General features: G+C 48.6%; 19 protein-coding genes. 10 read left to right on the forward strand and 9 right to left on the reverse strand.

All coding sequences use genetic code 11. From position 1 onward, the window contains the following. Positions 1-359: 359 nt before the first annotated feature. The 6 genes from M3085_RS07275 (at position 360) to murI (ending at position 7,497) form a co-directional block, all read left to right on the forward strand. Positions 360-1,847: a DUF6242 domain-containing protein gene (locus M3085_RS07275; protein WP_249052670.1), complete on the forward strand. Its 1,488-nt coding sequence runs from the start codon at positions 360-362 to the stop codon at positions 1,845-1,847. A gap of 19 nt (positions 1,848-1,866) precedes the next feature. Further along, positions 1,867-2,598: an isoprenyl transferase gene (locus tag M3085_RS07280; protein ID WP_204500348.1), complete on the forward strand. Its 732-nt coding sequence runs from the start codon at positions 1,867-1,869 to the stop codon at positions 2,596-2,598. A 15-nt stretch (positions 2,599-2,613) separates the two neighbouring features. Then, entirely contained in the window at positions 2,614-5,256 is a 2,643-nt protein-coding gene (locus tag M3085_RS07285) for an outer membrane protein assembly factor (protein WP_191710749.1), read from the forward strand. 85 nt (positions 5,257-5,341) lie between these two features. Continuing rightward, positions 5,342-5,857: an OmpH family outer membrane protein gene (locus M3085_RS07290; protein ID WP_178257230.1), complete on the forward strand. Its 516-nt coding sequence runs from the start codon at positions 5,342-5,344 to the stop codon at positions 5,855-5,857. Positions 5,858-5,973: 116 nt separating this feature from the next. After that, positions 5,974-6,540, forward strand: a complete 567-nt coding sequence (locus M3085_RS07295; RefSeq protein WP_178257229.1) for an OmpH family outer membrane protein — start codon at positions 5,974-5,976, stop codon at positions 6,538-6,540. A 108-nt stretch (positions 6,541-6,648) separates the two neighbouring features. Continuing rightward, positions 6,649-7,497 (forward strand): glutamate racemase, encoded by an 849-nt coding sequence (murI, locus tag M3085_RS07300; protein WP_249052671.1) that lies wholly within the window; start codon positions 6,649-6,651, stop codon positions 7,495-7,497. 152 nt (positions 7,498-7,649) lie between these two features. Here murI and M3085_RS07305 read toward each other — a convergent pair whose 3' ends face one another. From M3085_RS07305 to M3085_RS07325, 5 genes are all read right to left on the reverse strand, one after another. Beyond that, complete coding sequence (locus tag M3085_RS07305) at positions 7,650-9,359, reverse strand: helix-turn-helix transcriptional regulator (protein ID WP_249052672.1); 1,710 nt, start codon at positions 9,357-9,359, stop codon at positions 7,650-7,652. Between the two features lie 88 nt (positions 9,360-9,447). After that, positions 9,448-10,203, reverse strand: a complete 756-nt coding sequence (locus M3085_RS07310; protein ID WP_178257203.1) for a succinate dehydrogenase/fumarate reductase iron-sulfur subunit — start codon at positions 10,201-10,203, stop codon at positions 9,448-9,450. A gap of 34 nt (positions 10,204-10,237) precedes the next feature. After that, a complete protein-coding gene (locus tag M3085_RS07315; RefSeq protein ID WP_249052673.1) occupies positions 10,238-12,220 on the reverse strand; it encodes a fumarate reductase/succinate dehydrogenase flavoprotein subunit in 1,983 nt (660 codons plus the stop codon). A 102-nt stretch (positions 12,221-12,322) separates the two neighbouring features. Continuing rightward, positions 12,323-12,994, reverse strand: coding sequence for a succinate dehydrogenase/fumarate reductase cytochrome b subunit (locus M3085_RS07320; protein WP_191710746.1), 672 nt, complete (start codon positions 12,992-12,994; stop codon positions 12,323-12,325). A 355-nt stretch (positions 12,995-13,349) separates the two neighbouring features. Beyond that, positions 13,350-15,020, reverse strand: coding sequence for a metallophosphoesterase family protein (locus tag M3085_RS07325; protein ID WP_249052674.1), 1,671 nt, complete (start codon positions 15,018-15,020; stop codon positions 13,350-13,352). 243 nt (positions 15,021-15,263) lie between these two features. Here M3085_RS07325 and argS point away from each other — a divergent pair, with 243 nt between their 5' ends. From argS to M3085_RS07340, 3 genes are all read left to right on the forward strand, one after another. Continuing rightward, a complete protein-coding gene (gene argS, locus M3085_RS07330; protein ID WP_249052675.1) occupies positions 15,264-17,057 on the forward strand; it encodes an arginine--tRNA ligase in 1,794 nt (597 codons plus the stop codon). A 99-nt stretch (positions 17,058-17,156) separates the two neighbouring features. After that, a complete protein-coding gene (locus M3085_RS07335; protein ID WP_178257500.1) occupies positions 17,157-17,780 on the forward strand; it encodes a viroplasmin family protein in 624 nt (207 codons plus the stop codon). Between the two features lie 58 nt (positions 17,781-17,838). Next, positions 17,839-19,659, forward strand: coding sequence for an LTA synthase family protein (locus M3085_RS07340; RefSeq protein ID WP_249052676.1), 1,821 nt, complete (start codon positions 17,839-17,841; stop codon positions 19,657-19,659). Positions 19,660-19,751: 92 nt separating this feature from the next. Here the strand turns inward: M3085_RS07340 and M3085_RS07345 are convergent, their stop codons facing one another. The 4 genes from M3085_RS07345 to M3085_RS07360 all read right to left on the reverse strand — a co-directional run bounded on the left by M3085_RS07345 (position 19,752) and on the right by M3085_RS07360 (position 24,481). Beyond that, a complete protein-coding gene (locus tag M3085_RS07345; protein WP_178257498.1) occupies positions 19,752-21,941 on the reverse strand; it encodes a glutamine synthetase III in 2,190 nt (729 codons plus the stop codon). Between the two features lie 55 nt (positions 21,942-21,996). After that, positions 21,997-23,259: an ammonium transporter gene (locus M3085_RS07350; protein WP_249052677.1), complete on the reverse strand. Its 1,263-nt coding sequence runs from the start codon at positions 23,257-23,259 to the stop codon at positions 21,997-21,999. 46 nt (positions 23,260-23,305) lie between these two features. Continuing rightward, positions 23,306-23,662, reverse strand: a complete 357-nt coding sequence (locus M3085_RS07355) for a P-II family nitrogen regulator (RefSeq protein ID WP_178257496.1) — start codon at positions 23,660-23,662, stop codon at positions 23,306-23,308. A gap of 120 nt (positions 23,663-23,782) precedes the next feature. Then, the gene (locus M3085_RS07360; RefSeq protein WP_410554445.1) at positions 23,783-24,481 is read right to left on the reverse strand and encodes a hypothetical protein; all 699 of its coding nucleotides are present in this window, start codon (positions 24,479-24,481) and stop codon (positions 23,783-23,785) included. A 496-nt stretch (positions 24,482-24,977) separates the two neighbouring features. Here M3085_RS07360 and M3085_RS07365 point away from each other — a divergent pair, with 496 nt between their 5' ends. Further along, entirely contained in the window at positions 24,978-25,481 is a 504-nt protein-coding gene (locus M3085_RS07365; RefSeq protein ID WP_178257494.1) for an RNA polymerase sigma-70 factor, read from the forward strand. Positions 25,482-25,538 lie beyond the last annotated feature (57 nt).

Genomic DNA, 25,538 nt, shown 5'->3' on the forward strand with positions numbered 1-25,538 from the left:
TTTGCTCGGCTTTAGAAACTGTTTTGAATTTATCGTGCAATGATTTGGAATGAGTTTTTGAGGCATTTCCGATTGTGTGATGAGGAAGATAGCGGGCTATCTGACGAGTAAAAACGGGAAAACAGACCGGAAACAAACTCAAAGGGAAGCTGATAAAAACAACTTATTGGAAAATTTAAACAGGCTCTTAACAAGCCCTAAGAAATAGTTTTTTCCGCTAAATTCGGGAAAAATAATCCTGTTTTGCAGATAAAAAAGCGATGTTTATCCATAATTTTATATAAAACTTCCATTAAAAGTATCATAACGAAAAAAAACTTTCTACTTTTGCAACTTGTAACAAAAGGACTGATTTGCAAATGAAAATAAAGTATCTGCCGCTGATAGCGGCTTTATTGATGACAACTCCCTCACTTGTATCATGTTTGGATAGCAATGAGGTGGTTATCGATTATACCTTAGAGAGTAGTATTACGAGCTTTGCCGTAGGAACATTACACATTGACCGCGTGGGGATAGACTCGGAAGGCAAAGACAGTGCTTTTGTTGATACGATAAGCTTTGCGGACTATCCGTTTACGATTGACCAGACAAGCCGTATCATCGAAAATAAAGACTCGTTGCCTGTGGGTACACACACCGACAAGGTTACCACTACCATAAGTTATGATGGCGGTTACGGCTTCTTGGCGTACGAGAAAAACGGTGAAGATACCGTGTGGACAAGTACAGACTCTATCGACTTTACGAATCCCGTAAAATTCAGGGTTTATACATACAGCGAAAACAGCGTGATAAAAGGATATCCGTATACGGTAAAAGTAAATGTACACCAATTAGACCCGGACACATTGGTTTGGAGGAATTTCTCACAGTCGTTCGATGGCGGAAACTTAACCGGCCAGCAGGCTTTATATGCCGACGGAAAGGTTTTTGTGCTCGGAACACATAACGGAACAACACTCATGCAATATACCGATGTGAGTTCTTATACCCCTGACGGATGGAGTACAGTATCCGGCATCCCGTCGGATATAAAACCGAACTCTGCCGTAACGTGTGAAGGTTATATCTATTTCCTGACCATAGCTAACCAACTGTATCGCTTGAATCCTTCCGACATGAATATTGAAACAGTAACAACAGATGTAACTGTTACACGCTTGTTGGCAGGAGCGACAGAAAGCTCAGGAGCTGTATTATATGCTTGTGCCGGAAATACCAACGGCAAGATAAATCTCGCCGACGGAACATGGAGTGAGGATACTCAATCAGTAACCTTCGAAGAAGGAGCAAACTTTTCATCAACCGTAGCGCTGTCATATAACGACCAGATACATCGCACTACATTGATGATAGACAACCAGACAGGAAACGATACGATTGTCCCGATTTATACGCGCCTGACAAACGAACCGTGGGTAAAAATCAATACCTCAAACCTGCCTGTACCCTATCTTGAAAATATTTCCATGATAACTTACGACGGCAAACTTTATGCATTCGGCGGTGCAAGCAAGGCTTCGGGTACTACCCTTACCGTTCCATTCCAATATTTCTATTCATCGGAGGATAACGGACTGACATGGGAACCGATGCTAACCAAAGTGGTATTCCCACAAGAAACGATTTATGCCGATGATACCGAGACAAACCTGATTACCGAATCGTTTGCTACTTATTATCAGAACTCTGAAAGTGAATATTCTTGCACCGTCAGTACGCCGGAACAAGAGCTGAATGCAGAAGGAGCCTTGAACCCCAGCTGCATTTGGGTGGTATGGAGAGACGGAAGCATGAGTCGCGGTTACATCAACCGTTTGAGCTTTAAGCCCAAACAATGGTAATAAAAGAAGGAAAGAGAACATGTGTGATAAAGAAATGATAGACATGAGCCGCATTCCAGCCCACATAGCCATCATTATGGATGGTAACGGACGCTGGGCAAAGCAACGCGGTCACGCCCGTACGTTTGGTCATCAGGCGGGTGCCGAGACGGTGCATGTCATAGCTGAAGAATCTGCACGGTTAGGCGTAAAATTTCTTACGCTTTACACGTTCTCGACGGAGAATTGGAATCGTCCGGTAGACGAAGTAGCAGCATTGATGAGTTTGCTTATGGACTCCATCGAGGAAGAAACTTTTATGAAAAACAATATCAGCTTCCGTATCATCGGCGATACAGACAAACTGCCGGAAGACGTATTAAACCGCTTGAACCGGTGTATAGAACGTACGGCGGCCAATACGGGAATGTGTCTCACTCTTGCGTTGAGTTATTCCTCGAAATGGGAAATCACCGAAGCCGTGAAACTGATAGCTAAAGATGTGGCAGAAGGAAAATTAAAGCCACAAGATATAACTGACAAAACAATTGACAGCCATTTGGCAACCAACTATATGCCCGACCCGGACTTGTTAATCCGTACGGGTGGGGAAATACGCTTGAGCAATTACCTGCTTTGGCAGTGCGCTTATTCCGAGCTTTACTTCTGTGATACTTTTTGGCCCGATTTTAAAGAGGCTGAGTTACGTAAAGCCATTTGTGATTATCAAAAGAGAGAACGCCGATTCGGTAAAACCAGTGAACAAATATAAGTTAAGAAAAGAACAATGCGATACCGTTTTCCACTTATCCTGTTGATTATGGCCTGCTGCTTGTCCGTTTCGCGGATGGAAGCACAAGAGGCTTTAAACGATACTATTTATAATCCGACTATCCTATATAACGGAACGCCGAAGCAATACGAAATAGCCGACATCAAAGTAAGCGGCGTAAAGAACTATGAAGATTATGTCTTGATAGGTATTTCGGGCTTGGCGGTGGGACAAACCATTTCTATCCCCGGCGATGATATTACTGCCGCACTGAAGCGCTATTGGCGTCATGGTCTGTTCTCCGACGTTAAAATTATGGCGGATAAAATTATAGGAAACAAAATTTATCTCTCCATCCAGCTTACCCAGCGTCCGCGTATTACTGATATCGTAATTCACGGTGTGAAAAAGAGCGAACGCGAAGACCTACAGGCTAAGTTAGGAATGGCGAAGGGTACGCAGGTAACACCTAACTTGATAGACCGTGCGAAGATTCTTATCAAAAAGCACTTTGATGAGAAAGGCTTTAAGAATGCCGAAGTAAACATCATCGAGCGTGAAGACCCTGCCAACAAGGAACAGGTGTATGTTGATGTAAACATTGATAAGAAAGCGAAAGTGAAAGTTCATCAAATTACAATTGATGGCAACGCTGTTTTGACGGACAAGAAGTTAAAGCGCGTGATGAAGAAAACAAACGAAAAGGGTAAATTGATTAATTTATTCCGCCCGAAGAAGTTTATAGAAGAACGTTACGAAGAAGATAAACAGAAGATTATCGAAAAGTATAACGAATTGGGTTACCGCGACGCGCAGATTGTAGTAGACAGTGTTTCGCCATACGATGACAAGACGGTGAATGTTTACATGAAAATATACGAAGGACAGAAATATTATATCCGCGACATTACGTGGGTAGGTAATACGGTATATCCTTCGGATTGGCTGTCGCAGAAGTTGCGCATGAGCAAAGGTGATGTATATAACCAGAAGTTGATGAACGACCGTATCACTAACGATGAGGATGCTATCGGTAACGACTACTATAATCATGGTTATGTGTTCTACTCACTGAACCCTGTGGAAGTAAACATTGACGGCGACTCTATCGACTTGGAAATGCGTATTTACGAAGGTCCGCAGGCAAGCATAAGCCACGTGCGCATCAACGGTAACGACCGCTTATACGAAAACATCGTACGCCGTGAACTCCGTACGCGACCGGGCGACTTGTTCAGTAAAGAGGCGTTGGAACGTTCTTACCGTGAAATTGCCCAAATGGGACACTTCAATCCCGAAAATATCCAGCCCGATGTACAGCCGAACGTACAAGACGGTACGGTAGACATCAACTGGGGATTGGAATCGAAAGCGAATGACCAAGTGGAATTCTCTGCCGGATGGGGACAAACGGGTATCATCGGTAAACTGAGTTTGAAGTTTACCAACTTCTCGTTCGCCAACCTGTTCCGTAAAAATGACAACTACCGAGGCATCCTGCCGCAAGGCGACGGACAAACATTGACCATCAGCGGACAAACCAACGGACGTTACTATCAATCGTACAGCGTTTCGTTCCTTGACCCGTGGTTTGGCGGTAAGCGTCCGAACTCATTCTCGGTATCGGCTTTCTTCTCAAAACAGACCGACGTGAGCGACCAATACTATAACCAAGCATTCATGAATAACTATATGAATATTTATAATGGTTACGGAATGTATGGTTATAACAACTATTATAACTACGAATCTTACTACGACCCGGATAGCTATATCAAAATATTCGGTTTGTCTGTAGGTTGGGGTAAACGTTTGCGCTGGCCCGACGACTACTTTACGTTGTCTGCCGAGCTGTCATACCAGCGGTTTATCATGAAAGACTGGAGTTATCTGTATATCCGACTGAACAACGGTCAGTACATGAATACGGGTACAAGTAACTTGCTGAGCTTGAACCTGACGCTGGCACGTAACTCAACCGATAACCCGATATTCCCGCGTTATGGTTCCGACTTCTCACTGTCTTTGCAGATTACGCCGCCTTACTCATTGTTCAGTAACAAAGATTATGCTACTTACGGACAAAACAACTACGATGAGGCAGCCAGCATGTATAAGTGGATTGAGTACCATAAATGGAAATTCAGAATGAAGACCTATACGGCGCTGATGGATATTCAGAAATGTCCGGTTATCATGACCCGTACCGAGTTTGGTATCTTAGGACACTTCAACAGCCACAAGCGCTCTCCGTTCGAAACCTTCTATGTGGGAGGTGACGGTATGACCGGATACAGTTACAACTATGCTTCGGAAACCATTGCTCTGCGTGGTTACGAAAACGGTTCGTTAACCCAGTATGGAGGAGGAGAAGGATATGCTTACGTACGCTTGGGTGCAGAGTTGCGCTATCCGTTGATGCTTGAAAACTCAACCAGCATCTATGCCCTCGGTTTCGTAGAAGCAGGTAACGCATGGCACGATGTATCCGACTTCAACCCCTTCAAGCTGAAACGCTCAGCCGGCGTGGGTGTACGTATCTTCCTGCCTATGATCGGTATGATGGGTATCGACTGGGCATACGGTTTCGACAAGATAAAGGGTTCAATGCAATATAGCGGAAGCCAGTTCCACTTTATTATCGGACAAGAATTTTAAACTTGAAGAAGAATTAGGAAAGGATGGGCTGACAGGGAAACCCTGCCTTTCGTTCCTAATTCTTCTTTCTTAATTAAATACGATTATGAAAAAATTAATTCTTTCAGCCCTGATGTTTGTAACGTGTGTCGTTGCGGCTCAAGCACAGAAATTTGCGTTGGTAGATATGGAATATATTTTAAAGCAAATACCTGCATACGAGCAAGCCAACCAGCAAATGCAGTCGTTGTCTGAACAATGGCAAGACTTGATAGAAGCAAAAGCAAACGAAGCTAAAACGCTGTATGAAGATTATCAGAAAAATGCAAATTCATTGTCTGCCTCCCAGAAAACAGCAAAAGAAGAAGCAATCATAGCCAAAGAGAAAGAAGCTGCCGAACTGAGAAAACAATATTTCGGACCCGAAGGCGAAATGATGAAAAAGCAGCAAGAACTGATAACTCCGATACAAGACGCGATTTATAATGCCATCAAATCCATCGCTACCCAGAAAGGATATGATGCAGTTATCGACCGCGCATCGGCACAAAGCATGATTTTTGCTTCTCCACGCATTGATATCAGCAATGAAGTGCTCTCAAAATTAGGATATTCAAATTAATTTCATACATTTGCAAGTGGTTTTCAAAAAGCACTTGCCAGCTAAGCGAAAGCCTGAAAATCATTCGGTTCAGATAAGAAATAATTAAAAAAAACAAATAACTAAAAACAATAATTATGTTGAAGAAAATTGCCTTATTACTTTTACTGGTCGCTCCGATGAGCGTATTTGCACAAAAATTTGCACATTTCCGTTCTATGGATATCATTCAAGTAATGCCGGAGTTTGCTAAAGCGCAAACAGATATTGAAGCATTAAGAAAACAATACGAAGAAGAAATCAAACGCGCTTCGGATGAATTCAGCAAGAAGTTTGCCGAATATCAAAAAGAACAAAGCACGTTGCCGCAAAACATTCAGGAACGCCGCCAGAAAGAACTCCAAGAGTTGAACGAAAAAGGTATGCAGTTCCAGCAACAAGCTCAACAAGAATTGCAGAATGCTTATACCAAAATGTTAGACCCGGTTTATGAAAAACTGGACAAGGCTATCAAAACGGTAGCTAAAGCAGGTGGCTATATCTATGCTTTCGACTTGACTCGTACCGACATCCCTTACGTTGACGAAGCTCAGTCAAAAGACATTACAAACGATATCAAAACGAACTTGGGAATCAGCTTGACGGCTACTCCGTATGTACCGGCTACTCCGTCAGCAGGCTCAACAACCGCTCCGGCTCAATAAATATCTTTATAACTGGTTCGGGCACAAATTACGCGAAACGTTACTGCCTTTCATTGCCAACAGGTAGAGTTTACGTAATTTGTGCCCGATTTTTTTTCATTGTTTCCTATGCTTCTCTCAGCCATCCCAACCGCAGGCCCCATCGGAGTATTTGATTCCGGTTACGGCGGACTTACCATTCTCAGCAAATTCCGCGAACTGCTCCCACAGTACGATTATCTTTACTTGGGAGATAACGCCCGCACTCCTTACGGCACACGTTCGTTCGAAGTGGTTTATGAATTTACACTCCAAGCTGTTCGCAGGTTATTCGAGTTGGGTTGCCCGCTGGTAATTCTTGCTTGCAATACCGCTTCGGCAAAAGCCTTACGCAGCATCCAACAAAATGACTTGCCTTATCTCGACCCTACCCGGCGTGTATTGGGGGTCATCCGACCCACGGTGGAGTGCATCGGCGAAATTACCCATACCCGCCACGTAGGTTTACTTGCCACATCGGGTACGGTCAAATCAGAGTCTTATCCTCTCGAAATCCGCAAATTATTCCCCGACATAAAGGTAACAGGAGTGGCGTGTCCGCTTTGGGTTCCACTTGTTGAAAACAACGAGGCCGACTCTGAAGGAGCCGATTATTTTGTACGCAAATACATTGATACGCTGTTATGCAAAGACCCGGAAATTGATACGATTATCTTGGGATGTACACATTATCCTTTGTTGTTAAATAAGATACGACAGTTTACCCCGCCGCATATCCGCTTGGTGACACAAGGAGAATACGTCAGCAGAAGTTTAAAAGATTACCTCTTCCGCCATCCTGAAATGGATGAACGCTGTCTGAAAAATGCTCGTTGTGAATTTCTTACAACCGAGTCAGTAGAGAAATTCCGCGAATCGGCTTCACTTTTTCTGCATCAGGACGTACACGTGCGCAGCATAACTTTAGAGTCCTTCTAAAATCTTGCCCCACCTCACTAAAAACGCTGAAAAAATTCTACCCGTAGCGTAAGGCAGTCTTCCGAATAGAAACAGGCAATTCTTCCGCATGAAATAGGGAACGCTACCGTTAGCGTTCCGGCAGTGAAACGGCAGCAACGCCGGATGCAGGCTCACGCCTCGTATTGTTCTCCGAGTTGCTCTTTAAAGACTTTCGGGCTGATACCGTACCGTTCTTTGAAAAGGCGGTAGAAAGTAGACAGACTGGGCAAAGCGCTTTGTATGGCAATTTCGTTGATAGGCCAGTCGGGATGTGTGCGGAATAAGTAAACCGAATAGTCCAAACGCAGGTTATTAAGGTATGCGTTGAGATTCTTCCCCGTATATTTTTTCAGCAGCGCGGCAAACCGGTTGCGGTCTACTCCCATAAACTTGGCATAATCGTCTCTCGTCAACTGATAATAAAGGTATAATTTTTCTTCTTTCACCCGGTTGTTAAAAGCCACGAAAACCTCATAGTCATCCGGTTTTTCCGGGTCTGTTTCCGCTCCGGTCCGGGATGATTCGGTTTGCACCTCATCGGCAGAAGACGGCGTATTAACCACAGATACCGAAGATTTAGAAAAAGAGCCGAGTTGCTGCTTCTCGTTCAATTCCAAAATCATTTGCGTCATTTTCTTGTTCCGGCGGCGCGTATCTTTCCACGACCAATAAAATCCGCCCAGCAACGCAATCAACAAAATAGAGATAATGATAAGTGCAGCAATCGTATGGTTACGAATAATAATCTTGTCTGTAGCCCGAATCAATTCATGCTTTTGCTTCATAGCCTGTGTGAGGTCAGCCAAATTAAAAAGCTGATTGCGCTCATCACTCACATGCAAGTTACTTTGCAGAGCATGTAAACGCTGCATAAGGGCATAAGCATTTTTATGCTCATTGAGTCCGTTGTATGCCTGCGCGCTTTGGTAAAGCGTCCGCATGAAAAGCAGATTCAGCGAATCTTCTTTTATCCTTTGGAAATACTGTTCGTTATGCAGCAGTATCGTACGATAATCTCCTATCCGCAGCAGGTAATCGTTTATTTCGAGCTTACCAATCGGAGTACCGGAGAAGCGGGTTTCGTAGAACTTCTGGCAATATGTTTTGGCTGTATTGTACTTACCCAACTGATATGCCAGATAAGCCATTTTACTATACAGGAAGCCTTCTTCCCGATCGACGATGCGCTCGTCGGCATTCGCTTCTTTAAGCCGGTGAATAATTTCAGTACGCCGTTCTCCCGCCTCCCAAGCCTCAGACAGTTTTTTATCTTTTATGTAATACATCATCAAGTATCCCAGCGAGTGTGAACACTGGAAGAGTGCCGGTGAGCCGGAAGCATCAGCAAGCATATCGACCGCTTTCCACAAGTATTCATAACTTTTGTTGATAACCCCCATTTGACGGTAGACGTTACCTTCTGCCGACAGCATGTCTGCTTGCAATGCAAGATCTTTCTGCCGCTGCGCAATATGCTTCCCCTTCGTGATAAATTGCACGGCGTCTCCCAAGCTATACGCCTGTATAGCAGATTCAGTCATTAACATATAAAGGCGGTTACACGCAGCCGTATCACTCTGAAGCTCGTCTGCCTCTAAAGCACGCTTGGCACAACTCATCGCCATATAATACCTTGAAAGGGCATGATACGCATACGCCCGCAAACAGTCGATGCGGTAAACGGGCAGTGCCGAGGCAGATTCCAAACTATCTAACAGAGACAGGGTTGATTCAGGCCTTTCCTGAGCCTGCCCTTGCAGCGCTGCAAAAGAAGGAATGGATTTCTCTGCATGGAGGCAGAGTACAAAAAATACAGCGAAAAACGTACTGATAATTCTCATTTCGGTAGTCTGGATTAAGAGTTAAACCAAAAAGAGGGACACAAAGATATGCGTCCCTCCTTTTTTCACTATATTCACATAATAGTGTTTAGTCTTTCAGTTTTGCCTTAATGAAATCACGGTTCAAGCGAGCAATGTTGCTGATTGAAACGCATTTCGGACATTCTGCTTCACAAGCACGTGTATTGGTACAGTTACCAAATCCCAGCTCGTCCATCTTAGCAAGCATGGCTTTTGCACGGCGGAGAGCTTCCGGTTTACCTTGAGGCAACAGATTCAACTGGCTTACCTTAGCTGATACGAACAGCATAGCCGAACCGTTTTTACAAGCAGCTACACACGCTCCACAACCGATGCAAGAAGCAGCATCCATTGCTTCGTCTGCGATAGGCTTCGGAATCAGCAATGCGTTGGCATCTTGAGGAGCACCTGTGCGTACGCTGATGAAACCGCCTGCCTGCATAATCTTATCGTAAGCTGAACGGTCTACCATCAAGTCTTTGATAACCGGGAATCCGGCAGAACGCCACGGTTCAACCGTAATAACATCACCGTCATTAAAACGACGCATGTAAATCTGACAAGTAGTAGCACCGGTAGCCGGTCCGTGGGGATGTCCGTTGATATACAATGAACACATACCGCAAATACCTTCACGACAGTCGTGGTCGAAAACAACCGGTTCTTTTCCTTCCTCAATCAACTGTTCGTTCAAAATATCCAACATTTCCAAGAATGAGGTATCACCCGGGATATCCTTCATTTGGAAAGTATCGAAATGACCTTTTTCCTTCGGTCCGTTCTGACGCCAAACTTTTAGCGTAAATGATATATTTTTATCCATTTTACTTAGTTCTTTAATAATTTAACTTCACTGATTAGCTCTTGTAGTTACGAGTCTGAACCTTAATTGCTTCGTAAACCAACGATTCTTTATACAATACCGGAGCCTTATCGTCTGAGCCTTGATATTCCCAGCAAGATACATAGAAGTAATTTGCATCGTCACGTTTTGCTTCGCCTTCTTCTGTCTGGTATTCTTCACGGAAGTGGCCACCACAAGATTCGTTACGGTTCAAAGCATCGTAAGCAATCAATTCACCCATTGTAATGAAGTCGTTCAAACGGATTGCTTTATCCAGTTCTACATTCAAGCCTTCTTTTGAGCCCGGGATGAACAATTCGGTTTCGAATACCTTACGGATTTCTTTCAGCTTGGTAAGCGCTGTCTTCAATCCGGCTTCGGTACGTCCCATACCAACATATTCCCACATGATGTGACCCAATTCTTTGTGGATAGAGTCAACAGAACGTTTTCCTTTGATATTCATCAGGTGGTCAATCTTGTCTTGAACAGCCTTTTCTGCTTCTGCAAATTCAGGCAAGTCAGTTGAGAAGCGAGGTACAGTGATTTGGTCTGCCAAATAGTTCTGGATAGTATAAGGCAATACGAAATAACCGTCGGCAAGACCTTGCATCAATGCCGAAGCACCCAAACGGTTTGCACCGTGGTCAGAGAAGTTACATTCACCGATAGCGAACAGACCCTTGATAGAAGTCTGGAGTTCGTAGTCAACCCAGATACCACCCATTGTATAGTGGATAGCTGGATAAATCATCATCGGGTTGTAATATTTCACACCGTTGATTTCGTTAGCCAGTTTGCCCGGATTAACGTCGGTGATTTCTTCATACATATCAAACAAGTTACCGTAACGCTGACGAACTACGTCGATACCCAAGCGTTCGATACTTTCAGAGAAGTCGAGGAATACAGCCAAGCCGGTGTTATTTACGCCGAAGCCGTGGTCGCAACGTTCTTTAGCTGCACGGCTGGCAACGTCACGCGGAACCAAGTTACCGAATGCCGGATAACGGCGTTCCAAGTAATAGTCGCGGTCTTCTTCCGGAATGTCGCTTCCTTTCTTCGTACCTGCCTGCAATGCCTTAGCATCTTCAATCTTCTTCGGAACCCAGATACGTCCGTCGTTACGCAAAGATTCAGACATCAATGTCAGTTTAGACTGCTTGTCGCCGTGAACCGGAATACAAGTCGGGTGAATCTGAACATAAGCAGGGTTAGCAAACCAAGCACCCTTGCGGTAGCAAGACATGGCAGCCGTACAGTTACATGCCATTGCATTGGTTGAAAGGAAGTAAGTGTTTCCGTAACCACCGGTAGCGATAACTACGGCGTGAGCAGCGAAACGTTCCAATTTACCTGTTACCAAGTTTTTGGCGATGATACCGCGTGCACGTCCGTCAATGATAACAAGTTCTTCCATTTCATAACGAGTATACAGCTTAACTGTTCCTTCGCCTACCTGACGGCTCAATGCCGAGTATGCGCCCAACAGCAACTGCTGTCCCGTTTGACCTTTAGCGTAGAACGTACGAGATACCTGCGCACCACCGAAAGAACGGTTAGCCAGCAAGCCGCCGTATTCGCGAGCGAAAGGAACACCCTGTGCCACGCACTGGTCGATAATATTGTTTGAAACTTCGGCAAGACGGTAAACGTTTGCTTCGCGGGCACGGTAGTCGCCACCCTTTACTGTATCGTAGAACAAACGGTAAACCGAGTCACCATCGTTTTGATAATTCTTTGCAGCATTGATACCACCCTGTGCAGCGATAGAGTGTGCACGGCGCGGAGAATCCTGAATACAGAAGTTAAATACGCGGAATCCCATTTCGCCCAGTGAAGCGGCAGCCGAAGCACCCGCCAAACCTGTACCTACCACGATGATATCCAAACGGCGTTTGTTAGCCGGGTTCACCAATTTCTGATGAGCTTTATAGTTAGTCCATTTTTCAGCTATCGGACCTTCAGGTATTTTAGAGTCGATTATCTTAGTCATAATTGTTTGTAGTTTTTAGCTTTTAAGTTTGTTCGTTGGTTTGGTTTTCAAGTAGGCTTGTCAATAAAAGCCTCGCGTTTAAAAACTCAAATACTCAAAAACTTATAAATTCTTTACGAAAAATACTACTGCCACCAGCATGAAACCTAATACGATGATGGTAGAGTAAATGTTAGAGATACATTTCCAGCGGTTAATCCAAATAGTATTGTTCCAACCAAGAGTTTGCATCGCACTCCAGAATCCGTGAGTCAGATGGAACCACAACGCGCACAACCAAACGATGTACAGTACGAAGAATACCGGATTAGAGAAGGTTTCCATAATGTAGCCGTAACCATCTGTTGCGCTCAAACCGCCCATCATGGGGTTACCGATTAATTCGGCAAACATCATGTTATACCAGAAATTAAATAAATGTAACGCCAATCCTAAGATTACGATAATACCCAGAGCCAGCATGTTCTGAGAAGCCCATTCTACCGTCTTAGGTTTAGCACTCACAGCGTAGCGCTCATTTCCGCGAGCTGCGCGGTTCATCATCGTCAGCCAGAAAGCATAGATAATGTGAATTACAAAAAGAGCAGCCAATGCCAGCGTACCCAACAAGGCATACCAGTTCGTTCCCAAAAATTCACAAACCATGTTATAACCTTCCGCCGAGAACAGCGCAACAAGGTTCATCGCCATGTGAAATGTCAGAAACAGGACAAGGGCGATACCTGTTACGCTCATCACCACTTTCCTTCCAATAGATGAATTACTTAACCACATAAATGATTGAATTTAAATTATTTAATTGTTAAAACTAAAATTTGCCTTCTTTAAATCCGATATTATGGGCAAAATTAGAAGTTTTCCATAGATAATACAAATGATTAAGGAAAAATTTCTGTAATGTGAATAAAACAGGCGTGATAAACGTGCTATATATAATAAATGTGTAAAAAAGGCGGTTTGTCTGCATTTTTTTAAAGCGGAAGTGCATCGAAAATTCATCCCATAGCGCAAGGCAAAACTAACGGATGGACTCACTGGTTCATCCGCATGGACGAGACGGTTCATGCGGATGAATTTTCGAAGGAACGGAAAAATGTTTCAGTAATAATTCCGGAATAAAGTAACAGGCTTATTCACATTCTGTTATCGAATCGGCTTCCAAGTCGATACGGAAATTAACACAAGGTTCTCCGTGGAGGAAATGTTCGAATATTTCCGCGATTTCCCGCAATCGGGTAACAACTTCCGAAGACATGTCCGACGTGCGCACGGCATCGAACAAACGCGCGTATGCGGCCAACCGTTCCGACGGGATATCCCGCAAAGCCAATCTGTCGGCGTAACGCAACCGGCAGAGGTCGACTATCAAATCGTAACCGTTCCACCCGGCAGCGTTTTTCGCTTCGGAGGGTTCTCCTGAAACGTATGCCAAGAGCTGTTCGCCGCTCATCACCGCAATGCTGTCTTTTACGATGGATGGGAAATCTTTGGGAATGAAGCGCGTACGGACCAAGTCACGGAACTGGTTATCGCAAAAGGTCTGGTAATTAGCGGCTTTCAGGGCTTCGGCGTTCCATATCGGCGTTTTTCCTCTCAGGAGGTCGGCTTCATGTTCTTTTTGGTAAAGACTGAAACAACAGCCGAAGCCCGGAACGCTGTCTAACACCACGGTTTCCACCGTAAATTCTTGCCGGCTCTCTGCCGTTACGATTTTATAGGCAGGTATGTAAGTAGCGATGGAGGGAACTTGTACGTTATACAGGTGACTTCCGTCTCTCCCTTCAAGCACCCCCGTATCGTTTACGTGCATGTGGCCTGCTATGTGGAAACGGATTCCCGCTTCAAGAAAAGCCTGTCCCACTTCCTCGGTCGGAACGCGCGGAAAGTCGAACTTCGTATTCCCCCACGCCTTGCCCATCTGTTCCGAAGCGCCGTCGTTAAAATCAACCAGCGGATAATGTGAAAAAGTAATCAGCGTTTTATTCAGGCGGCGTGCCTCCGATGCCACTTTCCGCACCCACGACAACAGGAAAGACTTATGCCGCAATACATTATTATAGCCTACACTTGAGCCTTGATAGATTAGTTTTCCGTTTTTCACTGTTTTAGGCAAATACACTCCGGCGTCAATCGCCAGCAGCCAAATACCTTCCACCGGCTCTACCAAATAGCTGGCATCGGTTGCCGTCAGCGAATCACACAACACATAGTGCCTGTTTTCAAAACCACCTTCTCGCTTGGCTGTATCATACGCATAATTTTCGTAAACATACGAGGTAAAAGGACTCTCCCAATAAAGATATTCAGGCTGAGGATAAAATCCGAACCGAGAATAACATGCCATTTCCTGTTCGTAACCGGCACACCGGTTGGTCAATGTATTCCGGCTTCCGTCTGCTTTCAGGAAATCATGCCCCGCCTGTTCCATACCGAAAGGAAGTGCAGGGTCGTGGTTTCCGGTCGTTACAAAAAACTTCATTCCGTACCGCTTCGTGTAGTCGGTCAGTATCTGATTTATTTTCTCTTGGTTGATAAATTGTCCGTTATCGGTCAGGTCGCCCGGCAGCACCACCAATGAAATATTCCGTTGAGCAACATCGTCAAGCGCCGCAAGCAAAGCAAAATAATTTTCGTTGAACAGACGGGTAGACTGTACTTGCGCCTCCATAGAGCGGATGAGTTCGGGATAATCTTCTATGTTTTGGATATGCGCATCGGATATGAAAGCTATTTTTTGCGCAGAGGCGGCGAAAGAATCAAAAAGGAATAAACAGGCGAAAAGTAATAGGCGGATATTCATACAAATACGCTTGATTAAGAGGATTATGCGGCAAATATATACAAAATCGGTTAAAAAAGCTCCCTAAACCGGCTAAAAAGAGTGTCCGTATTCTCCACAAAAAGAGCCGGACAGACAACAGAATAAAAAAATAGAAGCCGAAGCAGGCTTGTAATCATAGTAATTTGTACCTTTGCAGATAATCGAAAGCCGAAAGGCAGACTGTTACACGCAAATCAATAACTACACACATATAAACAACGCATGAAGATAGAAGACAAGCTGACCGAATCCGTCCTGAAGGGCGTGAAGGAACTGTATGGGGTAGATGTACCTGCCCGGACGGTACAGTTGCAAAAAACCAAGAAAGAGTTTGAGGGACACCTTACGCTGGTGGTGTTCCCGTTTCTGAAAGCATCGAAGAAAGCGCCCGAACAGACTGCGGCGGAGATTGGCGCGTATCTGCAGAGGAACGAACCGGCCATTGCAGCGTATAACGTGATTAAGGGGTTCTTGAACCTCACCATCGCATCCGCCGTGTGGGTGGATATGCTAAACCGCATCCATGCGGACAGCGCGTGGGGGATAAGGAAGCCCGAAGCGCAGGCACCGCTGGTGATGATTGAGTATTCGTCGCCCAACACCAACAAGCCGCTACACCTGGGGCATGTGCGTAACAACCTGCTGGGATGCGCGCTGGCAAACATCATGGAGGCGAACGGATACAGGGTGGTGAAAACGAACATCGTAAACGACAGGGGAATACACATCTGCAAGTCGATGCTGGCGTGGCTGAAGTATGGCGGCGGTGAGACGCCGGAATCGTCGGGAAAGAAGGGTGACCACTTGGTGGGCGATTATTACGTGGCCTTCGACAAGCATTACAAGGCGGAGGTGGCCGGGCTGATGGAAAAGGGCATGAGCAAGGAGGAAGCCGAAGCGCAGGCCCCGCTGATGCAGGAGGCGCGCGGGATGCTGCGCAAATGGGAGGCGGGCGACCCCGAGGTGCGCGCGCTATGGAGCAGGATGAACGGATGGGTGTATGCCGGGTTCGACGAGACGTACCGCATGATGGGGGTGAGTTTCGACAAGGTGTATTATGAATCGGACACGTATCTGGAAGGAAAGAAGAAGGTATTGGAAGGCTTGGAAAAGGGCTTGTTCTACCGCAAGGACGACGGCTCGGTGTGGGCCGACCTCACCGCCGAGGGGCTTGACCAGAAGTTGCTGCTCCGGGCCGACGGGACTTCGGTATATATGACGCAGGACATCGGCACGGCCGAGCAGCGTTTTGCCGATTATCCCATCGACAAGATGATTTACGTGGTGGGCAACGAGCAGAACTACCACTTCCAGGTATTGTCTATCCTGCTCGACAAGTTGGGTTTCGAGTGGGGGAAAGACTTGGTGCACTTCTCTTACGGTATGGTGGAGCTGCCCGAAGGCAAGATGAAGAGCCGCGAGGGTACGGTGGTGGATGCCGACGACCTGATGGAGGCGATGATCGACACGGCGAAGGAGACGAGCAGCGAACTGGGCAAGCTGGACGGCCTGACTCAGGCAGAGGCCGACGACATTGCCCGCATCGTGGGGCTGGGAGCGCTGAAGTATTTCATCCTGAAGGTGGACGCGCGCAAGAACATGACTTTCAACCCCAAAGAGTCGATCGACTTCAACGGGAACACGGGGCCTTTCATCCAGTACACGTATGCCCGGATCCGCTCTATCCTGCGCAAGGCGGGCGAAAGCGGCATCGCCGTGCCGGAGGTTGTCCCCGCAGGTGTGGAACTGAGCACGAAGGAGGAAGGGCTGGTGCAGCTGCTGGCCGACTTCCCTGAGGTGGTGCGGCAGGCGGGCACGGATTATAACCCGTCTATCCTTGCCAACTATGCTTACGACTTGGTGAAAGAGTATAACCAGTTCTACCATGACTTCAGCATCTTGCGCGAGGAAAACGAGGCGCTGAAGGTGTTCCGCCTTGCGCTGAGCTGCAATGTGGGCAAGATTGTGAAGCTGGCCATGGGGCTGCTGGGCATCGAAGTGCCTGAGAGAATGTAAGATTCATTTATTTATGAAGGGTTAAAGGTTAAGGATGGAACGGCTCCGCAGGGCTTGCTTCCGTTCTTAATCTTCGTTTTTTTCTTCGGAAAGGCTTATATGGGCAAACAGAAGTATTATGTGGTGTGGAAGGGGGTGAATCCGGGTGTCTACACGTCGTGGACGGACTGCCAGCTGCAGATAAAGAATTACAAGGGGGCGCTGTTCAAGTCGTTCGACACGCGCGAAGAGGCGGAACGGGCGCTGGAAATGCCGGCTCACCTCTACCTGTCCGGCGAAAAGAAGGGGGGCGGGAAACCGGTCACGGCGTTGCCCGAAGGCTTCGACATGAATTGTCTGGCGGTAGACGCGGCGTGCAGCGGGAATCCGGGGGCGATGGAATACCGTGGGGTATATTTGCTCACAGGGCAGGAAATATTCCGCTTCGGTCCGGTATACGGCACGAACAACGTCGGCGAGTTTCTTGCCATCGTCCATGCGCTGGCGCTGCTGAAGCAGAAACACTCGGCGATGCCCGTTTACTCAGACAGCCGCAACGCGCTGGCGTGGGTGAAGCAGAAGAAATGCAAGACGAAGCTCGAACGCACCGCCCGCACCGAAGCGCTTTTCGGATTGATAGAACGTGCCGAGAAGTGGCTGAAGGAAAACACTTACTCTACGCCATTGCTGAAATGGGAAACAGAACGGTGGGGGGAAATTCCGGCGGACTTCGGACGGAAGTGACAGAATCCACCGGCAGTCTTCCCATCCAGACATAGAAACACTTACTTTTACTACACTTATGAAAAAAAGAACAGCTTACTTGGCAGCCTTTTTTGCTGCAGTATTGGGCTATTTCCTTATCCAGAAACCATTGTTCATGCTCTATAACGGCTCGGTGGCAAAAGGCGTTCCGCTTGCCGATTACGGGAGGGTCATGCTCCACGGATTCACGCTCGATGCGGCCACGGCGGGCTATCTGACGGTCGTCCCGTGGCTGGCGATTCTGGCCAGCATCTGGTTTAAGCGGTTTCCGCTGCGGGCGGTTCTGGCAGGATATTATGCGGTTATCGCCTTGCTGGTTACAATCATATTCATAGGCGACATGTCGATTTATCCTTTTTGGGGGTTCAAGCTCGATGCTTCCGTCTTCCTGTATCTCGATTCTCCGAAAAATGTACTGGCAAGCGTGTCGGCAGGTTTCGTTATTTTCCGCCTCCTGTGCGTGTTGGTGCTCTCCATCTTGGCGGCATGGGGGCTTTGCAGACTGACGCCTGCGGTACTTGCCGGAACCAAGCGCCGTGTGGCGGGCAGCGTGGGGTGGATACTGCTCGGCGGATTGCTGTTTATCGTGATCCGGGGAGGCGTGACCGAATCGACGTCAAACATCGGACAGGTGTATTTCTGCAACGATGAGTTTCTGAACCATTCGGCTGTGAATCCGGCATTCAGCCTGATAGCTTCGGCAAGCAAAACCGAGGATTACGCCAAAGAGTTTGATTTCTTCGACGAGGCGAAACGCCGCTCGCTTTTCAACGGGCTGTATCCTACGGGAGGGAAAAACGTTGTGGAGCTGCTGAACACCAAGCGCCCCAACATCCTGATTATCCTGATGGAAGGATACGGGGGCGTGTTCGTGGAACCGCTGGGCGGAGAGCCGGGAGTGAGTCCGAACATGGAACGCTTGGCGAAGGAAGGCGTGTTTTTCACGAATTGTTACGCCAACAGTTTCCGCACCGACCGGGGGACGGTTTGTACGTTTAGCGGATATCAGGGATTCCCTACCCTGTCGGTCATGAAGATTCCGGCAAAGAGCCGCACGCTTCCCTCCATTGCGGGGAAATTGGTGAAGGAAGGCTATGCCACCGATTTCTTATACGGCGGAGACATCAATTTCACCAACATGAAGAGTTATCTGCTGGGGAGTGGTTACCAACGCCTTACGGCAGATGTGGATTTCAGCATGAGCGAGCGCAAGAACCCGTGGGGAGTGAACGATGACATCACGTTCGAGTATCTGTATAACGAGATAAAGAAGCGTCCCGCAAACGGCCTTTGGCACACGGCTTTCCTTACGCTGAGCAGCCACGAGCCTTTTGATGTGCCCTATCACCGGCTGGACGACAAGATTCTGAATGCTTTTGCATTTACCGACGACTGCTTGGGGAAATTCATCGACAGGCTGAAACAACTTCCGCAATGGAAGAATTTGCTCGTCATCTGCCTGCCCGACCACGGATTCCACTACCCGCTCGACGAGCCGAACAACAGTCCGCGCGTTCATCACGTGCCGATGATTTGGTTAGGCGGAGCGGTGAAACAGCCGATGGTTGTCGACAAGCTGATGAACCAGACCGACATGGCAGCCACGCTGTTGGGACAGCTCGGCATCGACCACAGCGAATTTAACTTCAGCCGGAACGTTTTGGGCGAAGAATATGTCTACCCGTTCGCTTACTACACTTACAATAACGGCTTTGCTTTTTGCGACAGCACGGGAGTTACGCAGGTGGATAACAATTCGGGCAAAACGCTTGTAGACTCTCCTGCCCCAAACAGCCGGAGAATGGATTTGGGGAAAGCCATCCTGCAAAGTTCGTACGACGATTTAGGCAACAGATAGCAATAAAAAAAAACGGGGAAAAAGCCGGACTGTTTCAACAACAGCCCGGCCCTCATCAAACATCCAATAAAAAATCAGAGGTCGTTTCGCGCTTATCTTATGAATAACAGTTCACGATATTTAGGAAGCGTCCACATGCGGTCGTCTACGATGAGTTCCAGTTTGTCGATGTGGTAACGTATCTCCTCCAGCATGGGCGCTATCGTGTCGTGGTAGGCGATGGCCTTTTCGCGCTCGGAGGCTATCTTGTTTGCCACCTTGCGGGCTTCCACCATTGCGTCCACGTGTTCTTTTATGTAAGTGGTATGTTCGGCTATCTTGCGGATGATTGCCATGTTCTCGGCAGAAAGCGTGCGGGCTTCCTCTTCCGCGAAGACGGATTTCATCTTATACACGTTATCGATCAGCTTCGTCTGATATTCGGTAGCCACGGGGACGATGTGGTTCATCACCAAGTCGCCCAACACGCGCGCCTCTATCTGGATCTTCTTCGTGTAAGTTTCCCACTTCACTTCGTTGCGGGCTTCCAGCTCCTTCTGCGTCATTACCCCGGTCGACTCGAACATGCGGATGCTTTCCGGCGTAAGGTAGCGGTCGAAGATGAGCGGACAACTCGTCTCGCAGTCCAGTCCGCGGCGTGCAGCCTCTGCCTTCCATTCTTCGCTGTAACCGTTCCCGTCGAAGCGGATGGGCTTACACTCCTTGATGTACTTACGGATTACTTGGATGATAGCCGATATCTTGGGCTCACCCTTTTCCACCAGTCCGTCTACCTCTTTCTTGAATTCCACGAGCTGTTCCGCCACCGCCGCGTTCAGGGCTATCATCGCACTGGCGCAGTTTGCCTCCGAGCCCACCGCACGGAACTCGAAGCGGTTGCCGGTGAAGGCGAAGGGCGAGGTGCGATTACGGTCGGTGTTGTCGATCAGCAATTCGGGAATCTGCGGAATGTCCAGCTTCATGCCGTGTTTTCCTCCCAGCGAGACCAGCTCGTCGGTAGAACTTTCCTCCATGTGGTCGAGCACCTTGCTCAACTGTTTTCCCAAGAACGAAGAGATGATGGCGGGAGGCGCTTCGTTCGCCCCCAAGCGGTGTGCGTTGGTAGCGCTCATGATAGACGCTTTCAGCAAGCCGTTATGACGGTAAACCGCCATCAGCGTGTTGACCACGAACGTGATGAAACGCAGGTTCTCCTCTGCCGTTTTTCCCGGAGCCATCAGCAGCACGCCCGTATCCGTCCCCAGCGACCAGTTGTTGTGTTTGCCCGAACCGTTCACGCCCTTGAACGGCTTCTCGTGTAGCAACACGCGGAAACCGTGCGTGCGTGCCACCTTGCGCATGAGCGACATGAGCAGCATGTTATGGTCGACGGCAAGGTTACACTCCTCGAATATCGGCGCCAGCTCGAACTGGTTCGGCGCCACCTCGTTATGGCGCGTCTTCACCGGGATGCCCAGCTCAAGCGCCTGTATCTCCAAGTCTTTCATGAAAGCCGCCACGCGGGTGGGGATGGCGCCGAAGTAATGGTCTTCCAGCTGCTGGTTCTTCGAAGCCTCGTGTCCCATCAGCGTACGCCCCGTCAGCAGCAAGTCGGGACGCGCCGCATACAGTCCGGCATCGACAAGGAAATACTCCTGTTCCCATCCCAAGTACGCCATCACCTTCTTCACCTCCGGGTCGAAGTAATGGCAAACCTCCACCGCCGCCTTGTTTACCGCGCTCAGCGCCTTGAGCAGCGGCGCCTTGTAATCCAGCGATTCGCCCGTATAGGCTATGAACACCGTGGGGATGCAGAGCGTGTCGTCTACCACGAACACGGGCGACGAGGGGTCCCACGCGCTGTATCCGCGTGCCTCGAACGTGTTCCGTATCCCGCCGTTGGGGAACGAAGAAGCGTCAGGCTCCTGCTGCACCAGCAGCTTCCCTGAAAACTCTTCCAACATGCCCCCCTTGCCGTCATGCTCTATAAAGGCATCGTGCTTTTCCGCCGTGCCTTCCGTCAGGGGCTGGAACCAGTGCGTATAGTGGGTCACGCCCAGCTCCATCGCCCAGCGCTTCATGCCCTCCGCCACTTGGTCGGCCACCTCGCGGTCGAGCGCCGCGCCGTTGTCCATCGCGTCTGCCAGCCGTGCATAAACCGGCGCAGGCAGGTATTTGAACATTTTTTCGCGGTTGAACACATACTTGCCGAAATACTCGGCCGGACGCTCCGACGGAACGGCTATCTCCAAAGGCTTTGCCCGGAATGCCTTTTCCACCACATTAAATCTTAACTCTGACATAAATACCTCTCTTTTTAGTTGATTTTACCGTATTTGTTTGATATTATACACTTTCCTAATGGTTGTAAGCCGACTCCCCGTGTTCGTAAATGTCGAGCCCTTCTTCTTCCACACGCCTGTCTACGCGGACGCCCACCAGACGGTCGACCACCTTGAAGAGGATGAAAGTCATCACCCCGCTGAACGCCACCGAAACCACCGTGGCGGCCACCTGTACCCATAACTGGTGCCAGTCGCCGTACAGCGCGCCCTGCACGCCGCCTTCGCCCGTTATCGCCTGCGTGGCAAACACTCCCGTAAGTACCGACCCCACGATGCCCCCTATGCCGTGCACGCCGAAAGCGTCGAGCGTGTCGTCATACTTGAAGCGCGGCTTGATGACGGCCACCATGTAGAAACACACGATGGGTGTGATCAGCCCGATGAAGAACGCGCCGAGGAGGTCCGCCGTGCCCGCTGCCGGCGTAACGGCCACCAGCCCCGACACCGCGCCCGTACATGCCCCGATGGTGGTGGGCTTCCGGTTGTGAATCCAGTCTACCGCCATCCACGTCAGCGCCGCCACACACGTGGCCACATGCGTCACAAGGAAAGCGTTGGCGGCTATGCCGTCGGCCTGCAGCCCGCTTCCGGCATTGAAGCCGAACCACCCCAGCCACAAGAACGCCGTGCCCATGAACACGAAGGTGATGTTATGCGGCGACATGGGCTGCCCCGGCCTGTAACCGCTCCGCCGGCCCGCCATGACCGCCATCACCAGCGCCGATATGCCGGCATTGATATGCACCACCGTGCCCCCGGCAAAGTCGATGGCGCCCATCTGCTGCAGGAATCCTCCGCCCCACACCCAGTGCGCCATCGGCATATACACCAGCACGCTCCACAGCACGGTAAACAAGAGGAACCCCGCGAACTTCACACGTTCGGCAAAAGCCCCCAGTATGAGCGCCGGCGTGATGACGGCAAACATGCACTGGAACAATACGAAAACCAGTTCGGGGATGCGCCCCGCCGAGAGCGTGGAGGGCGTTATGCCGCGCAGCATCACCTTGTCGAACCCTCCTACGAGCCATCCCCAGCCGCTCCCGCTGTCCGTCAGGCTTGTCCCGAACACCAAGCTGTAGCCGAAAGCCACCCATAAGATGCTCACCACCCCTACTATCACCACACACTGCATGATGACGCTCAACACATTTTTCTGGCGCACCAGCCCCCCGTAGAACAGGGCGATGCCCGGAATCGTCATTAACAGTACCAGAATCGTCGAAACAATCATCCATGCGGTGTTTCCTGTATCAAGAATTGTGTTTGTGTCCATAATTTTTTCCGTTTAGTCGTTAATACCTCGTTACTGCTTCCTCCCGTCACTCCTCCTGCTCGGCGTTATACAGCGCGATGTCGCCGCGCTCGCCCGTGCGGATGCGGATCGAATCCTCCACCGGAGTTATAAAGATGCGTCCGTCGCCTATCTCGCCCGTGCGCGCCGCCCTGAGCACCGCCTGCACGGTCTTCTCCACGTTTTTCTCGCGCACCACGATCGAGACGAGGATGCGCTCTATCGAGCTGGTGTCGTAAACCACCCCCCGGTAAACGCGGCCCTGCCTTGTCTTGCCCACGCCCCGCACGTCGTAATAAGAAAACCATTCGATGCCGGCCGCCAGCAGCGCCTCCTTCACATCCTCAAAACGGCTTCTGCGAATAATAGCTTCAATTTTTTTCATTGCTGTGTAGTGTATTTGTATTTTGTATTCCGCTGTATTATAAAAACGTTATCCTAACCATCTTTTTTCCCTCAAGCGGGTGCAGCCACCCTGCCCGTTACCTTGAAAACTCTCCCTCTCTTAAAGGCTCACCCCGAACACGAAATAAGCCCCCTCGGTAGCCGGGTTCCAGATAACCCGTGCAAACAGCGGCAGCGAATAGCTGTCGGTTATCTTCAGGCTCTTGGCAGCCTCAAGGCTCACGCTTGCCACCTCGAAGCCCCCCGCCCCTGCCCTGCCGCCGGCAGTGGCATTATAGAAATCCGTCTCCCACGGCACCGCCCCCACCTCGGCCGACCACTCCAGCCCGCCCCAGCGGAACGGCGCCGCCACCGAGAAGTACGAAGAATACGCCCGTGCGCCGCTTCGGGTAACGCCGTCGTTTCCGGCAAAGTTCGTATACCAGTTCACCGCCAGAAAGCCCAAGTCATAGCCCACCTGCGCCTCAAACACATGCCGCGTGTTCCGCGCACCGTAATGGAAATACCCCGCGCCCCCGTCCGTCCAATAATCCGTGACCGACACGCTGAAGCCCCCCGCGGCATAGCCCACAGTCAGGTCAATCTCCTTCGTATCGTCTTTATCCAGCCCTACCGAGCCCCATGCCCCCAGCGAAAAGCCCTTATAGCTTACCGATACCGACGGCTGGATGCTCACGTTACCTAAATCTTGGCCACGCCAGAGGTAGCCGCTTACAAGGTCGGCACCGAGATCTGCCTCTACATGTTCCTGAGCCCCTGCAGCTACGGGAGCAGCAAGCAGCAGCACTGCTGCCAACATTTTCGTTTTCTGCAAACTCTCTTTTTTCATTGCTTTCAGCTTTAGTTAATACCCATTTTACTTCACTATATAACGTCTTTGTGTTGTTTTTTCTTTTTGATATACATATTTAAGTATTTACTTTCTGTTTGTTTATCAACAGCACAAAATTACATCTTTTTGATTTATAAAAACAAATATTGGGTGTATTTTTGATAAAAAAATAGGTTAAGTTTCATATTGTTATAAATACACTTATTATTGTTATATATTAAAACAAAACATCCCTATTTTAACATCATAATATTATACCGCATATTCAAAAAAACTCATGCGGATGCGTTACCCAAAACTACCGCATGAGTTGGCTCACTCTTCCGCATAGACCAACAAGTCTTTCGCATAGAAATTTCAGGGCTCCGGATTAATTTTCGAGAGAGCTACCGAAAACCCCTATTTAATTACTTTCCGAATCAAAAGTATTCCTTATTTTTGTCGGCAATTTATCCGATTAACCATGATAAGCATAGCTGAGTTTGAAACAAGTTTCCGCTGTTATTACCGCCCGCTTACGATGTATGCCCTGCGCTACACCGAGAATATCGACGATGCCGAAGACATCGTTCAACAGGCGTTTATCGACACATGGGATAAACTCAACGAAGGGAAAAACATTTGCAGCCTGAAGGCATATCTTTACCGGACGGTGCGCAACAACTGCTTAGACTACCGCACACCTCATGCAGAAGAAGCGTGCGAAGAAAACTGCAAAGAGCAGGAACCGAGCGAAGAAGAGCAAATCGTGCGCTCGGAGCGCGATGCCCAACTTTGGACTGCCATCGACCGCCTGCCTCAAAAGCGGAAACAAATTTTCTTACTGGCGAAGCGCGACGGATTATCTTACCAAGAAATAGCGGAAGAGCTGAATATTTCGATTAAAACGGTGGAAAATCAGATAGCCGCTGCACTGAAAACCTTGCGTAATACCGCCATCCGAATCTATCTTTTCTTTTTTTCATAAAATCTGATATTCCGGATAGGGGATTTTTCAAAAAAACGGGTCTTATCAACAAAAGGC

Origin of the sequence: Bacteroides caecicola, assembly GCF_023337095.1 — a bacterium.
GTDB classification, from domain to species: Bacteria; Bacteroidota; Bacteroidia; order Bacteroidales; family Bacteroidaceae; genus Phocaeicola; species Phocaeicola gallinarum.

Coding starts and splice junctions, on each gene's coding strand:
- M3085_RS07275 (WP_249052670.1), top strand. CDS start 360: ATGAAAATAAAGTATCTGCCGCTGATAGCGGCTTTATTGATGACAACT.
- M3085_RS07280 (WP_204500348.1), top strand. CDS start 1,867: ATGTGTGATAAAGAAATGATAGACATGAGCCGCATTCCAGCCCACATA.
- M3085_RS07285 (WP_191710749.1), top strand. CDS start 2,614: ATGCGATACCGTTTTCCACTTATCCTGTTGATTATGGCCTGCTGCTTG.
- M3085_RS07290 (WP_178257230.1), top strand. CDS start 5,342: ATGAAAAAATTAATTCTTTCAGCCCTGATGTTTGTAACGTGTGTCGTT.
- M3085_RS07295 (WP_178257229.1), top strand. CDS start 5,974: ATGTTGAAGAAAATTGCCTTATTACTTTTACTGGTCGCTCCGATGAGC.
- murI (WP_249052671.1), top strand. CDS start 6,649: ATGCTTCTCTCAGCCATCCCAACCGCAGGCCCCATCGGAGTATTTGAT.
- M3085_RS07305 (WP_249052672.1), bottom strand. CDS start 9,359: ATGAGAATTATCAGTACGTTTTTCGCTGTATTTTTTGTACTCTGCCTC.
- M3085_RS07310 (WP_178257203.1), bottom strand. CDS start 10,203: ATGGATAAAAATATATCATTTACGCTAAAAGTTTGGCGTCAGAACGGA.
- M3085_RS07315 (WP_249052673.1), bottom strand. CDS start 12,220: ATGACTAAGATAATCGACTCTAAAATACCTGAAGGTCCGATAGCTGAA.
- M3085_RS07320 (WP_191710746.1), bottom strand. CDS start 12,994: ATGTGGTTAAGTAATTCATCTATTGGAAGGAAAGTGGTGATGAGCGTA.
- M3085_RS07325 (WP_249052674.1), bottom strand. CDS start 15,020: ATGAATATCCGCCTATTACTTTTCGCCTGTTTATTCCTTTTTGATTCT.
- argS (WP_249052675.1), top strand. CDS start 15,264: ATGAAGATAGAAGACAAGCTGACCGAATCCGTCCTGAAGGGCGTGAAG.
- M3085_RS07335 (WP_178257500.1), top strand. CDS start 17,157: ATGGGCAAACAGAAGTATTATGTGGTGTGGAAGGGGGTGAATCCGGGT.
- M3085_RS07340 (WP_249052676.1), top strand. CDS start 17,839: ATGAAAAAAAGAACAGCTTACTTGGCAGCCTTTTTTGCTGCAGTATTG.
- M3085_RS07345 (WP_178257498.1), bottom strand. CDS start 21,941: ATGTCAGAGTTAAGATTTAATGTGGTGGAAAAGGCATTCCGGGCAAAG.
- M3085_RS07350 (WP_249052677.1), bottom strand. CDS start 23,259: ATGGACACAAACACAATTCTTGATACAGGAAACACCGCATGGATGATT.
- M3085_RS07355 (WP_178257496.1), bottom strand. CDS start 23,662: ATGAAAAAAATTGAAGCTATTATTCGCAGAAGCCGTTTTGAGGATGTG.
- M3085_RS07360 (WP_410554445.1), bottom strand. CDS start 24,481: ATGTTGGCAGCAGTGCTGCTGCTTGCTGCTCCCGTAGCTGCAGGGGCT.
- M3085_RS07365 (WP_178257494.1), top strand. CDS start 24,978: ATGATAAGCATAGCTGAGTTTGAAACAAGTTTCCGCTGTTATTACCGC.